Annotated in this window: 14 protein-coding genes and 2 pseudogenes; 4 read left to right on the top strand and 12 right to left on the bottom strand. The window is 38.1% G+C overall.

Annotated elements, in window-relative coordinates:
* Window positions 1-106: 106 nt before the first annotated feature.
* From oxc to LA20531_RS03850, 4 genes and pseudogenes are all read left to right on the top strand, one after another.
* Window positions 107-1,819, top strand: a pseudogene (oxc, locus tag LA20531_RS03835) (oxalyl-CoA decarboxylase).
* Entirely contained in the window at window positions 1,819-3,153 is a 1,335-nt protein-coding gene (frc, locus tag LA20531_RS03840) for a formyl-CoA transferase (RefSeq protein WP_056940169.1), read from the top strand. The pseudogene oxc and the gene frc overlap by 1 nt, the downstream one beginning before the upstream one ends.
* A 198-nt stretch (window positions 3,154-3,351) precedes the next feature.
* A complete protein-coding gene (locus tag LA20531_RS03845; RefSeq protein WP_099202230.1) occupies window positions 3,352-4,713 on the top strand; it encodes an IS4 family transposase in 1,362 nt (453 codons plus the stop codon).
* Window positions 4,714-4,889: 176 nt separating this feature from the next.
* A pseudogene (locus LA20531_RS03850) lies at window positions 4,890-6,076 on the top strand (CaiB/BaiF CoA transferase family protein).
* A 46-nt stretch (window positions 6,077-6,122) separates the two neighbouring features.
* Here LA20531_RS03850 and LA20531_RS03855 read toward each other — a convergent pair.
* From LA20531_RS03855 to LA20531_RS03910, 12 genes are all read right to left on the bottom strand, one after another.
* Window positions 6,123-6,833 (bottom strand): GntR family transcriptional regulator, encoded by a 711-nt coding sequence (locus tag LA20531_RS03855; RefSeq protein ID WP_056939946.1) that lies wholly within the window; start codon window positions 6,831-6,833, stop codon window positions 6,123-6,125.
* Window positions 6,826-7,800 (bottom strand): Gfo/Idh/MocA family protein, encoded by a 975-nt coding sequence (locus tag LA20531_RS03860; RefSeq protein WP_056939947.1) that lies wholly within the window; start codon window positions 7,798-7,800, stop codon window positions 6,826-6,828. Before LA20531_RS03860 ends, LA20531_RS03855 begins: the two co-directional genes overlap by 8 nt.
* A 9-nt stretch (window positions 7,801-7,809) precedes the next feature.
* On the bottom strand, window positions 7,810-8,523 hold the full coding sequence (deoC, locus tag LA20531_RS03865) for a deoxyribose-phosphate aldolase (protein ID WP_056939948.1): 714 nt from the start codon (window positions 8,521-8,523) through the stop codon (window positions 7,810-7,812).
* Window positions 8,524-8,661: 138 nt separating this feature from the next.
* Entirely contained in the window at window positions 8,662-9,711 is a 1,050-nt protein-coding gene (tsaD, locus tag LA20531_RS03870) for a tRNA (adenosine(37)-N6)-threonylcarbamoyltransferase complex transferase subunit TsaD (protein ID WP_056939949.1), read from the bottom strand.
* The gene (gene rimI / locus LA20531_RS03875; protein ID WP_013437208.1) at window positions 9,708-10,280 is read right to left on the bottom strand and encodes a ribosomal protein S18-alanine N-acetyltransferase; all 573 of its coding nucleotides are present in this window, start codon (window positions 10,278-10,280) and stop codon (window positions 9,708-9,710) included. The genes tsaD and rimI overlap by 4 nt, the downstream gene beginning before the upstream one ends.
* Complete coding sequence (gene tsaB / locus LA20531_RS03880) at window positions 10,264-10,998, bottom strand: tRNA (adenosine(37)-N6)-threonylcarbamoyltransferase complex dimerization subunit type 1 TsaB (RefSeq protein WP_056939950.1); 735 nt, start codon at window positions 10,996-10,998, stop codon at window positions 10,264-10,266. The genes rimI and tsaB overlap by 17 nt, the downstream gene beginning before the upstream one ends.
* 26 nt (window positions 10,999-11,024) lie before the next feature.
* On the bottom strand, window positions 11,025-11,543 hold the full coding sequence (locus LA20531_RS03885) for a folate family ECF transporter S component (protein WP_056939951.1): 519 nt from the start codon (window positions 11,541-11,543) through the stop codon (window positions 11,025-11,027).
* A gap of 53 nt (window positions 11,544-11,596) precedes the next feature.
* The gene (locus tag LA20531_RS03890; RefSeq protein WP_056939952.1) at window positions 11,597-12,331 is read right to left on the bottom strand and encodes an acyl-[acyl-carrier-protein] thioesterase; all 735 of its coding nucleotides are present in this window, start codon (window positions 12,329-12,331) and stop codon (window positions 11,597-11,599) included.
* A 6-nt stretch (window positions 12,332-12,337) separates the two neighbouring features.
* Window positions 12,338-13,192, bottom strand: a complete 855-nt coding sequence (gene rsmI / locus LA20531_RS03895) for a 16S rRNA (cytidine(1402)-2'-O)-methyltransferase (protein WP_013437204.1) — start codon at window positions 13,190-13,192, stop codon at window positions 12,338-12,340.
* Window positions 13,193-13,543 (bottom strand): DNA replication initiation control protein YabA, encoded by a 351-nt coding sequence (yabA, locus tag LA20531_RS03900; RefSeq protein WP_056939953.1) that lies wholly within the window; start codon window positions 13,541-13,543, stop codon window positions 13,193-13,195. It abuts the gene before it with no gap.
* Between the two features lie 10 nt (window positions 13,544-13,553).
* Window positions 13,554-14,411: a DNA polymerase III subunit delta gene (locus tag LA20531_RS03905; protein WP_013641510.1), complete on the bottom strand. Its 858-nt coding sequence runs from the start codon at window positions 14,409-14,411 to the stop codon at window positions 13,554-13,556.
* A complete protein-coding gene (locus LA20531_RS03910; RefSeq protein ID WP_013641509.1) occupies window positions 14,411-14,731 on the bottom strand; it encodes a cyclic-di-AMP receptor in 321 nt (106 codons plus the stop codon). Before LA20531_RS03910 ends, LA20531_RS03905 begins: the two co-directional genes overlap by 1 nt.
* Between the last annotated feature and the right edge of the window lie 5 nt (window positions 14,732-14,736).

Raw genomic sequence — 14,736 nt, forward strand, 5'->3', positions numbered from 1 at the left:
AACGCAGCTTATTTCTATAATTGCTTGTATCTTATTTTTAAGAGGTGTATCTTGATCTTGAATGTGAGGTTATAAGCATTTTTTATTTTTGAAAGAAGGATTTATCGTGGTTGATAATACATCACTCACTGGTGCAGCACTTTTAATCGATGCTTTACAAGCCAATGGATTAAACAATATGTATGGTGTTGTAGGTATTCCAGTTACCGATTTTGCCCGTTTAGCTGAACTAAAGGGTATGAAATTTTATGGATTTAGACGTGAAGACTCAGCCGTAGATGCAGCAGCAGCTGCTGGTTTTATTACAGGTAAACCTGGCGTAGCTTTAACTGTATCCGCTCCTTGATTTTTAAATGGTTTAACAGCTTTAGCACAAGCTACTAAGAACTGTTTCCCATTAATTATGATCTCAGGTTCATCTGATCGTCACATTATCGACCTTGATCGTGGAGATTACGAAGGTCTTGATCAATACAACGTTGCTAAACCATTCTGTAAAGCAGCTTACCGTGTTGATCGTGCAGAAGATATGGGCTTAGCCGTTGCTCGTGCTGTTAGAACAGCAGTTAGTGGCCGTCCAGGTGGTGTTTATTTGGACCTTCCTGCAGCAACTGTTAGCGACACTGTTGCACAAAAGTCAGATGCCAACATCTACAAAGTAGTAGATCCAGCACCAAAGCAATTACCATCAGACGAAGCAATTAACCGTGCCGTTGAATTATTAAATAATGCTAAGCACCCTGTACTTCTTCTTGGTAAAGGTGCCGCATATGCTCAAGCTGAAGATGAAATCAGAGAATTAGTTACTAAGACCAACATTCCATTCTTACCAATGTCAATGGCTAAGGGTGTTGTTCCAGACGACTCACCAGCATCTGCTGCCTCCGCTCGTTCATTTACACTTGGTCAAGCCGACGTTGTTCTTCTGGTTGGCGCTCGTCTTAACTGGATGCTTTCAAATGGTGGTTCACCATTATTCAGCCCAGATGCTAAATTCATTCAAGTTGATATTGATGCAACTGAATTTGATTCCAACAGAAAGATTGATGCTCCATTACAAGGTGACATTAAGTCAGTAATGCAAAAATTCAATTCTGCTGTTATTGACGCTGGTGTCAAGGCACCGCAAGATTGGCTTGATCAAATTAAGACCGAAAGTGAAAAGAACAACACTAAATTTGCTAAGAGAATCTCTGCTTCAGAAGCTAAGCCAACTTTAGGTTACTACAGTGCAATCGAACCTATTAATGACCTTCTTCAAAAACATCCAGATACTTATATAGTAAGTGAAGGTGCTAACACCTTGGACATTGGTCGTAACTTAATCAGCATGCAAAAACCTCGTCACCGTCTTGACACTGGTACTTGGGGTGTTATGGGTGTCGGCATGGGTTACGCCATCGCTACAGCCGTTGAAACTGGCAAGCCAGTTATCGCCCTTGAAGGTGACTCAGCCTTTGGTTTTGACGGTATGGAAATGGAAACTATCTGCCGTTACCACTTACCTGTTATTGTCGTTGTTGTTAACAACGGTGGTATTTACAACGGTGATGTTAACGTTGTTCCTGACCAACCAGGCCCAACTGTCTTGGATCACGACGCTCACTATGGTGACATTGCTAAGGCATTTGGCGGTGACAGTTACCGTGTAAATAACTACACTGAAATGAAAGATGCCCTCGAAAAAGCATACGAATCAGGCAACCCAACAATTATTGATGCTCAAATCCCAGCATCAATGGGTAAAGAATCAGGTCACATTGGCAACTTAAACCCAAAGTTGGACTTAAGTTCTCTTGAAGAAAAGGAGAATAAATAATGGCTGAAGAAAATAAATATGCACCTTTAAAAGGTATTAAGGTTGTTGACCGGACTCAAGTACAATCTGGTCCTTCATGTACTCAACTTTTAGCATGGCTCGGTGCTGACGTTATCAAGATTGAACGTCCCAACACTGGTGACCCAACTAGAAATGAATTGCTTGATATTCAAGATTCATGGAGTCTTTACTACTTGCAATTAAATGCTAACAAGAAGTCATTGACTTTGAATATCAAGACTGACGAAGGTAAAAAGATTATGTACGACTTAATCAAGAAGGCCGATGTCTTTGTTGAAAACATCGCTCCTGGTTCTGCCGAACGTAATGGCTTTGGTTGGGAAAAATTGCATGCAATGAACCCCAAGTTGATCTATGCTTCATTGAAGGGCTTTAACAAAGGCTCACGTTTTGAAAATGTTAAGGCATTTGAACCAGTTGCTCAATCTGCTGGTGGTGCTGCTTCTGCTACTGGTTGGAACAAGGGTGAAAACAATGTACCTACTCAATCAGCAGCTGCTTTAGGTGACTCCAACTCAGGAATGCACTTAACAATCGGTATTTTAGCTGCCCTTCTTCAACGTGAACAAACTGGTGAAGGTACTTTTGTATACCAATCAATGCAAGATGCTGTATTGAACCTTTGCCGTATCAAGTTACGTGACCAAATTATGTTGGACAATTTAGGTGCTTTACCTCACTACGCTGTTTACCCTAACTACAAATGGGGCAAAGCTATTCCTCGTGCTGAGAATACCGAAGGTGGTCAAGTTATTGGTTGGACTTACAAGGCTAAGGGCTGGGAAACTGATCCTAACGCTTACGTATACATTGTTGTTCAAAATAGTAACAAGAGCTGGGAAGCTATTGCCAACACAATGGGTCACCCAAAATGGATCACCGATGAACGCTTCCAAGATTGGCAACACCGTCAATTAAACAAAGAAGATCTTTACAAGTGTATTGAAAGCTACACCAAGAACTATGACAAGTATGAATTAACCAAGACTTTGGGTAAAGCTGGTATTCCAGTTGGTCCTGTTCTTGACTGGCACGAACTTGAAAATGATCCAGACTTGAACTCAGATGGTACAATTGTCACTATTGATCAAGGTGGCAATCGTGGCAAATTCAAGACTATTGGTTTACCATTTACTCTTTCTAACTACAAGCCTGATTACAAACGCGCTCCAGACCTTGGTGAAAACAACAAAGAAATCTTATCTTCACTTGGTTACGATCCAGATCAAATCGAAAAGTTAACTGAAGAAGGCGTAATTTCTAAGGCTAAAGGTCCTAAGAACCCACGCACTGAAGTTATCAAAGGTGAATAATTAATTTACCGAAAAAAGCTGTTCAAAATCTGCAATGTCATTAAGTTAAGACATTGACATTATATCGACAGCTTTTAAAGATCGAATCATTTTGATTCGGTCTTTTTTCTTTTTAAAATAAAAAGTAAGCAGAGTTTATTTGCCCTTCTGCTCACTTTCGTCATATTATCTGGTCTTTCATAGAAAGCTGTGCCTCTTATGAAATCCCTTCACTCAAATATTTTAAAGCTGATGGATAGTATTATCAATAAAATCGCTGACAACATTCACGATTTCTCTGTATCTGATCAAGCTTTTACTCGCTGTCGTAAGCTCAATTCCACTGATTTGATTAAGTTAATTCTTAACATGGGAGCTGGCAGCCTGAATTCGGAAATTTTTCATGCTTTTCCTGACATAAATTCTAGAATGACTGCTTCGGCTTTTGAACAACAAAAGGCTAAATTAAAGCCTGAATGCTTTAAAGAAATTATGGCTGAGCTTAGTCAGGCAAACAATGCACCGCAATTACTAGATGACAAATACTTAGTTGTAGCGATTGATGGTTCCGATTTTGATCAGCCTTTTAATCCAAAATCAAAGAATATTTTTCAAGGCAAAGATGGTAGAAAATATTGCCAGATACATGTAAACGCTTTTTATGATGTTTTGAATAAATTATATTTAGACATGGTTATCCAACCTAGACAAAAAATGGATGAACGTGAGGCAGCTTTAACCATGATAAAGAAATTAGCCCAGCAAGAAAAAGATTTTCTAGTCCTGATGGATCGTGGCTACATTAGCTTTAATTTAATTGAAAATTGCAATCGATTAAAACATTGCCACTATGTTATGCGATCAAAATCCGGAGATGGTGCTTTTAAAGAAATTGTAGCTATGTCGAATCATGAATACGATATTGACTTATCATGCAGAGTAACTTCGTCACATTATTATTATGTCACCCATAAAGATACAGAAAAGTTTCTTCACCTGATTCTTCACAAAAAGCATCACTATAAAGCTGTTCGTTCTAAAAATACCAGAGATCAACGCTGGGATTTTGAGGATATGTGTGATGTTAGATTTAGAGTTTGTAAGTTTAGAATCAATCCACCAGGTTCAGACGATGAGTGGGAAGTCCTCATCACCAATTTAGATCGAAATGAATATCCTCTAGCTAGAATGAAAGAGATCTATCATCTTCGCTGGGGAATAGAAACTTCTTTTAGGGAGCTTAAATATGACTTAAGCGGCATACAGTTTCATTCTAAAAAAGATCAATTTGTTTATATGGAAATATACGCCCATTTTGCAATGTATAATGCCGTGAGTTTATCAATAATTGCGAGCTCAAAACCGTATACTCAGGGAAAATATCAATATCAAATAGATTTTAAAATGGCCTGTTGTATCTGGCGACGATATTTTAGTATAAGTGATAATTCAGATAAAAACTTCACACAATTACTGCTAGATGTGGCATTTTATTTAACGCCCATTCGACCAGGAAGAAAAGATAAACGAAATCTAAAAGTTAAATTAGTAGTTGGCTTTCCTTATCGTCTAGCAGCTTGAACTAATTTAAACGGCTATCTTAAGATGGCTTATTTGTGCTATCAAAAAAAGACATTTATCAAATAAAATAATTCGATAAATGTCTCAAAAAGTGTCATCAGATTAGTCAATGTCTTAACTTAATGACATTGCAAAATCTGGACAGCTTTTTTCTTTTACATAGAAAGTGTGTCATAATGACCGAACCTAATTACAGTGAATTAGAAGCTAAAAATGTTCACTTATATAAAGATAAGCCCTACCCCTTAAGCGGTATTTTAGTCGTCGATTTTACCCACGTTTTATCAGGCCCAACCTGTACCAGAATGTTAGCAGATGCAGGTGCACGGGTAATTCATATTGAACGAAAAACTGGTGACGATACGCGTCATATGGGACCATACATCGCTGATGGTTCTAGTGAATACTTTAGAATCTGCAATGCAGGTAAAGAATCCATTGCTTTAGATTTAAAAGATCCTAAAGACCATGCATTAGCCGAAAAAATGATTGCTAAAGCAGATGTTGTAGTTGAAAACTTCCGTCCTGGCGTTATGAAGCGTCTAGGATTTGGCCCTGAAGAAATGGTCAAAAAATATCCCAAATTGATCTTTGCCTCTATTTCTGGTTTTGGTCAATATGGTCCTTGGTCTAAACAAGCGGCTTACGATACGATTATTCAAGCTGTTTCAGGCTTAATGGATGCAACTGGTACGCCCGAAGGCAAACCAACTAGAGTCGGTACTTCAGTGTCTGATGTAGTGGCCGGTATTATGGGCTATAGCGCCATTATGACGGCCTTAGTTGCTCGTGATCGTACTGGTAAAGGAACTACTGTTGACGTTTCAATGCTTGACTCTACCTTCTCCTTAATGGTTCAGGATTTAATGATCGCATTAGGGCCACACAAGATGCCACATCGTATCGGCAATCGCCACCCAGATATGTATCCATTCGATACCTTTGACTGTAAAGATCAGCCTATTGCCATCTGTTGTGGTAACGATCATTTATGGAGTCTGTTATCACATGCCTTAGGCCACGATGAATGGGTTGAGCAAAAAGACTTCAAAACTAACGACTTACGCGAAAAAACTGGCAAAAAGTTAAAGATGCAATGCAAAGTGTCCTCAAGACTAAAGATGCAGCTGAATGGGATAAAATTTTGCATGAAGCTGGCGTCCCTGCTGGTCTTGTCCTTAACGTAGATAAGACACGCCGGTTGGATCAAATTATCGCGCGTGGCATGGTTAAGACTTTGCCAGATGGCAATGAAGTACTAGGCTCACCGATGAAGTACAGTACGTGGAATTCCTATGGTCTGCAAAAAGATTCACCAAAGTTAGATGAAAATGGCGATGAAATTCGGAAAGAATTTGAATAATACAAAAATGAGATGACTACTTTTATAAGTCATCTCATTTTTTGCTCTATTTCTTCAAATCAATCATAAAGTAGTTCTCATCCCCACGATAAGTAGCAATCGAATATTCCAATGGCAATTCATTTTTTGAATAGCCATAAGTATGAAAGTAAAACACCGGATCTTTTTCCTTAATATTTAACAAATCCGCCGTCATTCCATCTGCAGATTTTACTTCTAGTTTACGTTTAACGTGAACAATCGGTAATCCTCTTTGCTCTAATTCTTGATAAAGAGACTGCTTAGTAAAATCTATCTTTGCAAAATCTACGAGCTTATCTGCTGACAAATACGTTGTAACTACAACAAGCGGATTCTGATCAACGGAACGTAATCGCGTTAATTTATAAACCTGCTCTTTTTCTTTTAAATCCAAAGCCTGTGCTACTTCTTCTGAAGCAAGAACCTTCTTAAAAAACAATACCTGCGTCTGTGCGGTCAAACCTTTCTCCGTCATTTCGCTATTATAGCTTTGTAAAACCTGCGTAAATTCCTGGCTAATCTTGGTCTGCTTAACGATCGTCCCTACATGCTTGCGCCGTTCCAGATAACCTTGATTGACCAAATCCTGAACGGCATGGCTAATCGTCGGACGTGAGACATTGTACTTCTTAACCAGATCCATCTCTTTAGGAATTAGATCGCCTATCTTATAATGTCCACTAATAATTCTTTGCCGCAGAATTTCTTCGATCTCTTGATACTTTACTTTAGTCATCTTGTGGTAAAAACTCCTGCGCTTTTTCCAGAACCTTAATCGCATTCAGACTATGCTCGTAAGCTTCATCAGCAGCTGCTTGATTATGCTCTTTAATCGCCTTAATAAAGTAATTAAACTCGCTAATCATCCGGTGATAATATTGATTATAGTTAAAATGCTGAGCCTTTTCTGAGCCGATCTGAACATAATAATCCGGCAGAACGTTCAATGGGCCATCAAAGCAAATCAAGCCCTTCTCGCCCTCAATATAAGATCTTGTTGGGCCTACAGCGTCCTTAGCGGCAATCAAACTAGCTTGCTTGTCATCATAAGTTAGATTCAAAATTCCTGACGTATCGGTATTGCGTTGAATTGTAGGTAGATACGTAATCGTCTTAGGCTGACCAAATAAGCTGACGCAGAAATTGATATTGTAGATGTTCATATCCATCAAGGCTCCGCCGCCCATTTTGCGGTCAAATTTAGCAATGTGTTCACCTGCTAAGAATTCTTGATAATGACTGGAAATTTGCGTCAGATTTAAAGCGACCACATGAATTTTGCCAATCTTCTTCAAATCTTGCTTGAGATGCATGTAGTTTTCCAAATAAAGGACAGTCATAGCTTCAAAGAGCAAGACATGATGTTCATCGGCAACCTGCTTGAGTTCTTTGACTTGTTCACTAGTCTCAACCAGTGGCTTTTCACAGATGACATTTTTGTTAGCCATTAATGCTTCCTTAGCAATTGGAAAGTGCAGTGAATTAGGTACACCAATATAAATCGTATCAATATCGCTATCTGCAAACATAGCCTGATTATCTGTGTAGACCTTATCTATCTTATATTTTTCAGCTAATTCTTCTGCTACCGCTTTTGATCTAGCTAAAGTAGAAATAGCCACTAATTCTAAATCTTGTATTTTTGAACTAGCTGATAAAAAGTCGTGGACAATTTGACCGCTACCTACAATTCCTAATCTCATTATTTTCTCCTAACGTTCAATCTCAATACTATCAACGTGATCATCTTGCATCCGGCGCCTCAAAGCTTCATAAATCTTCACGCCAGCAGAACAGCCAATTCGATCAGCACCGGACCGTACCATAGCCAAAAAATCATCACTGTTGCGAATTCCGCCTGCCGCCTTAACCTTTACATCACCGCCAACAACTGATTTCATTAACTTAACATCTTCGACTTTTGCGCCAGATGTACCAAAACCAGTAGAAGTCTTAATAAAGTCCGGTTTTACTTCTTTAGCAATTTCAGCTAATTTCTTAATTTCATCCTTAGTTAAGTAACAATTTTCAAAAATTACTTTGCATGGAATATGATGTTCATGACATACATCAACCATCTCTTGCATTTCACGCTTGATGTAGTCATACTTCTTGGCCTTCAGCTCAGTAATATTGATCACATAATCAATCTCATTGGCACCGTTCTTGATTGCATCCCTTGTATCAAAAACCTTGGATTCAATAGTCTGCTGTCCCAGTGGGAAAGCAATTGCGGCACCAGTATCAATGTCCGTTCCCTTCAATTGTTCTGAACAAAACTTAGATTGCACTTGGTTAATAGCAACCATCTTGAAGTGATACTTTTTTGCCTCATCACAAAGTTTCTTCATGTCAGCTTCCGTTGCATCTGCGTGCAGATTCGTGTGATCAATTAAACGTGCAAAGTCATCTAAAGTGTATTTCATATTTATGCCTCTTTTATATGTTATATCATATTACTTACATAGCTGATCATAAGTGCATAATATATAAAAGTCAAGACTTATGTAATAACATAAAAAGCACCTAACTTTACGTTAGATGCTTTTTTATTCATTACTTCTTTAGTTCAGCATATTTTTAGCATAAGGTAATTCCAAAGATGGATCAGCATTAAGTGTCAGGTCTGCAAATTGACCATCATTGTAAAGGTTATATGCGGCTGCACCAATCATTGCGGCATTATCACCACAAAGCTTGATGTCTGGCAAAATTACCTTTGGCTGATCTTCCTTAGGCAGCTTAGCAATTTCTGCGCTCATGCGATCACGTAAACCATGATTAGCGGCTACCCCACCACCCATAATAAAGGTCTTAGGTTTGTATTGCTTAATTGCACGCATCGTCTTATGAGCAAGCACATCAATTACAGCAGCTTGGAAGCTAGCAGCCAAATCATACTTGTTCAATTTTTCATGAATTTGATCGGCATGGTGGCAAGTGTTGATAAAGGCTGACTTCAAACCTGAGAATGAGAAGTCAGAATCATCATCTTCCATCATTGCACGTGGGAAGTTAAAGGTATCCTTACCTTCATGTGCCCATGCATCAATTGTCTTACCAGCTGGGTAATTTACGCCAAGAACACGACCGATCTTATCGTAAGCTTCACCAGCAGCGTCATCACGAGTATCACCGATAATCTCAAAGTGAACTGGATCTTTCAATAAAACAATTTCGGTATGTCCACCAGATACTTGCAAAGCAAGGGCTGGGTATTCGATCTCATCCTTTAATTGCGCTGCCATAATGTGACCCATAATGTGGTCAACGCCAATTAACGGAATACCAGTAGCCATAGAAGCGGCTTTGGCTGCGCTAACACCAATTAAAAGTGCACCAACTAAGCCTGGACCATAAGTTACGGCAATTGCATCGATATCTTTCCAAGTACAATTTGCTTCACTTAAAGCTTCTTTAGTAATTTGGCTAATTACTTCAATATGGTGACGACTGGCAACTTCTGGCACTACCCCGCCAAAACGTTGGTGACTTTTGATTTGGGTTGCGACGATCAAACTCTCAATGTCACGTCCATTTTTGATCACGGCAGTGGAAGTTTCATCACATGAGCTTTCGTAAGCTAAAATGCGAACATCTTTCTTTTCACTCAAAACGTAAACTTCTTTCTTTTAATCTGATGTGGCTTCAACCATAACACCATATTCATGGCATCAGTATGCGTATCTTGATAATAATCTTTACGAATAAAATTCCCTTTAAAACCTAATGATTGATACAATCTTTGAGCAATTTCATTATCGGTTTTAACCTCTAAAGTTACACTATCACTATCATTTTCACGAGCACGATCGATCATCATTTGCATTAAATAGCGACCAATGTGTTGGTGTTGATAAGCTGGTGCAACTGCAATATTAGTAATATGAGTTTCTTCAGGACTAAAGCGTGCCCCGATAAAGGCAACCAAAGTAGACGCTTGATAAACAACTAAATAAAGAGAATTACGTCTTTTTCTTAATTCAGTTTCAAAAGAGAATTTATTCCAAGGTGTTCGACCCGAATATACTTGTTCTTCCAAAACCAATAAATCAGGAATATTATCATCTGTTGCTTGCATTATCTGCAAAATATTACCATTCACGTTTGCCATAAATGGCGTAAAACTCATATCAATTCGATTAATTTGTGGATGGAAAAATTGATTAAACTTCTTCAACATAATGACTGTCAGGCTCGAATGGTTTGCCTGTCTTCTTATGCCAATCAACTTCCGCTTGAGTTCTGCGTAAGTAGCGTGGCAATAACTTGTCAGGATCAATTGGAGTAGCTGAAACAGCTAACTTGCCAATTAAACCGGCATGAATTACATTTTGATTATCATCACCGTATTCATAAGGAATATTTAAAGCCTTGATCTTTTCATCTTGCTTTTCAAGACCTGATCCTACGAATACGATCTTCTTTACTTCATTTTCAGCGGCATATTCTTGAATAGCCTTAATTAAAGCATCAATGTTGTAGTGACCATCTGGAATTACATTTTCTGGAATATCACCGCTCTTGTAACCACCAGCAAAGTAGTTATCGTTTCTCGCATCAAGACCAGCGATGACGAGTGCATCCCCAGCAACACCCTTAGCCAAAGCTTGCAAAGTTGAAATGCCAACTACTTCTTTATCTAAAATGCTGGCAAACATCTTAACAGTTGTAATCCCAATTCTTAATCCAGTATATGAACCAGGTCCAATTGCGACTGCAAAGCGATCAATATCTTTTAAAGTTAATTTGTTTTCTTTTAAAATTTCGTCAATTAATGGATCAAGATGTTCACTGTGATTGCGTTCATCTCGTTCATTTTTTTCAACAATTACTTGTTGATCTTCATTTAAAGCTACGCTCAAATGATTAGTAGCTGTAGAAACACTTAAGATTTTCATTACTATTATTCTCTTTCCGCTTTAAATCACTTTTTTATTTTAACACGAGAAACAGCTTGCAATACAAAGTAGATTACTACCATTTGAATCCATGGTACGATCGTTTCTTTAGGTAAGCGCTGAATCAAAGCCGCTTTAAAATCTAGATTGTACATAATGTGCAGCCATAATGTATTCATGCCAATGTTTACGATAAGTGTAACCAAAATGGTTGAAGCGATTATCCGCCAAATTTTAACTGGCTTATCATACAAAAACAAAGCATAAATCAATGGGCCAGCCATAGCGGTTAGAGTAAAACCAATAAAGAAGCCACCTTGATTACCAAAAATTGCTGAACTAACTAAGTCGCTAATTCCGCCTCCAATAGTTCCCCAAACTGGGCCAAAAAAGTAGCCTAGTAATACACTCCCAATAAAACCTAGGCCTACCTTAACAGTAGTTGGTCCAAATGAAAATTGTCCAAGGATAATTTTCATTGCCACAACGATCCCTAAAAAGATCATTTGTTGTAAATTAGTTCGTAAAATTTTCTTAACACTCATTTGCTGTCCCCCTCGACAAAAAAAGCATGACCCAAGTGTCATGTTTTTATTTATTATATCTTACACCATTTTAATTCACAAACTGCTTGCTCAGTTCCATCATCAGTCTTGATGGCATGATATGAGGTAATCTCATCATCCTGAACTAAAGTCATGCAAGAATGCACATTTTTTCCATAATGTACTTCTTTATCAAATTTAATATCAATGGCACTAATTTCATGATCTTTCAAAAAATCACGGTCCAGCATATCAATAAACCAACTGAAGTAATGACTGTTAGTTACATGATGGTTAGTGTCTAAATCATCGTAACGCACACGGTATACTCGCTCATGATCATATTCTTCTTGTGGTCGCAGGCGAGGAAAACGGGGCATCTTTTTAAGTAGCGGCACCCCCCAATCTTCCATCATTTTTAAATCAGCAGGAACCATGTGACGCTTCTTCAAATCTAGCATCACCCATTGGCTCTTTACATCAACTAACGAATTACCTGCTTCATCGTCTACGCCAAAATCACGATATTCAAAAAAGCGATTATAACCGCTAGCTATCGTACTCAATTTGACCTTGTCTTCGGGCTTAGGCAATTGGTTAATATCAAAGCGGTATTGCGTAACTACCCAGCCTAATCCGCGCTTTAATAAATCGTCTGTACCGGCACCACCTTGATCTAATTGGTGTTCTGAAGTCTGCATTAAGAGATCTACTAAGGCCGGTATCTTCAAGCGACGATTTTCATCACAATCTTTAAATTCGATTTGATAGTCTTCAGTATATTTCATTAGTAATTACCTTTGATGATATTGGTCATACAATTCATTCTTAGAAACACTGTGCTCCTTGGCAACTTGCTTAATCGCATCTTTTTTGGATTCGCCTTTGTCTACCAAATCGTTTACTAAATCAATCAATTCTGGCCAAGATAATTGTTTAGGTGCTTCAGTATTGGGTGAAATCAAGATAACGAATTCGCCTCGTGGTGCATTTTCACTGAAATACTCAGTTACTTCTTTAACCGTGCCACGAATAAATTCTTCGTGAATTTTAGTTAATTCTCGTGCCGCCACAATTTGTCGATCCGCTGGTAAAACAGTGCTTAAATTCTTTAAGGTTTTAGCTAAACGGTGAGGTGCTTCATAAAAGATTGAGGTAGCCTTAGCTTCTTCCATTTGTTTAAAGTATGGCTTTTGTTCGGATGATTTTCTTGGTAAAAAGCCGTAGTAAGTAAATGGCTGAGCATCAAAGCCTGAAGCAATCAAAGCTGTCGCAAAGGCAGATGGACCTGGAAGAGGTACTACTGGAATATCATTTTTGATACATTCTTGAACCAAAATATAGCCTGGATCAGAAATTACCGGCATCCCCGCATCACTAATTTCCGCAATTACGGCCCCATCCTTCATCAACTTGATTAATTCAGGAGCACGTTCTTTAGAATTATATTTGTGAAATGAGATCATCTTATTGTGGACACCAATTTTTTCTAGCAAAATGCCACTCGTTCTCGTATCTTCTGCAGCAATATAATCGGCATCGGTTAATACCTTTTTTGCTCGAATAGTAATATCTTTCAAATTACCAATTGGTGTAGGTACTAAATAAAGTTTTCCTTCATCTTTGGCATAACTGCTTTGACGTTTCATTTATCTACCGTCCTTTTTAATACCCTTTTTTTCGCCAAAATTGTCTAAGATATCAAGACAAAACATACAGTCTGCACTAGGATCACGGTGAGAACCATAATACATATTGCAGATATGATAGCCTGAATCATAAATCTTCTTCAGTGATTCTAATCCACTTTGCGTTTTAGTTTCAGGTGTTGCTTGATTTGCGGTTAGTTTGTCTAACTTTTCGTGCAACAGTTGATTTTCAACTTTCAGCTCAGTATTTTCTTTCAAAGTGTCTAAAATATCATTTTCAAGACTAGCAATAGTCTTAGCCATATTTTCTGTAGTTTCTTTTACCTTTTTTAATTTTGAATATGGATCCAACTTAAAACACCTACTTCCATTCTAGGGCAAGATAATCTAACGAATTACGTAAACTAACATTGCTCAACCGCATTTTATCTACCTCAATTAAGTTTTTGAGCATCTGTGCAGCCATTCCCATCTTTCGCGGATCATTTAAATCATGTTCTGCCAGCAGCTTTAACCTAACTAAAATGTAACGTTGCTCTGATACCAGCTTAGCATTTTCGGATAATTTATGCGCGCTAACTAATGCCAAACTGTTATGTTCAAGCATTTCTTGATAAAAATATTTGATCTCCTGGTCTCTTTTTTCCAGATTGCCTAATTCATCAATTTCATCTTTAGAAAAACCATTCTCAAGCAGTACTGCAGTTTTGCCATCAGGCTTTTCACCGTTATCAAAATTGATGATCTGTGTTCTTGAGCGAATTGTCGGTAAAATCTGATCGCTATTATTAGTAATCAAAATCGTGACCACCGGTGCAATCGGCTCTTCCAACAGATTAAGTAAACCATTAGCAGCGGATAAAGTTAATTTTTGAGCTTCATTAATAAAGAAGAAGCGTCTGCTGCTTTCGACCGGACTCTTAGCAAGTTCTTCTTTAAGTGGTCTTACCTGATCAATCCCCAAAGTTTGCTTACCTTCAGGTCCGACAAGTAAAACATCCGGATGGTTGCCTGATAATATTTGTCTGCAGTTTTGACAAGTACCATCAGGCTTGTTTTCACCAGTGCAGTTAAATAAACATGCTAGCCAATAAGCTGTGTTAAGTGCACGACTTTCATCACTATCAACAAAAAGATAACTATGAGCTAACCTCTTCTGCTCATATGCGCGACGTAAGAATTGGGTTTGCTTCGTACCCACATTTGTAATATCAATCATTAGAATCGTTTAAACTCATCAACTGGGACAACAAAACAAGTTGCACCACCAACTGTAATCCTCAATGGTTGGGTAATTTCATATCCAGTAGAAAGCATGTGTGGTGTTGCAATCTCTTCTCTTGCCCGAGACTCTTGCTTAATTATCTTCAAAACATCGTCTACTTTTTCATCTTCACAACCAATTAAAAAGGTCGTATTTCCTTGACTTAGAAAACCACCTGAAGTTGCTAATTTAGTAGCGCGAAAATCATTTTGAACAAATGCTCTTTGTAAATTATTTGAATCTTCTCTTTGAACAATAGCGATTACTAATTTCATTTAAT

This window comes from Lactobacillus amylovorus DSM 20531 (assembly GCF_002706375.1).
Classification (GTDB): Bacteria; Bacillota; Bacilli; order Lactobacillales; family Lactobacillaceae; genus Lactobacillus; species Lactobacillus amylovorus.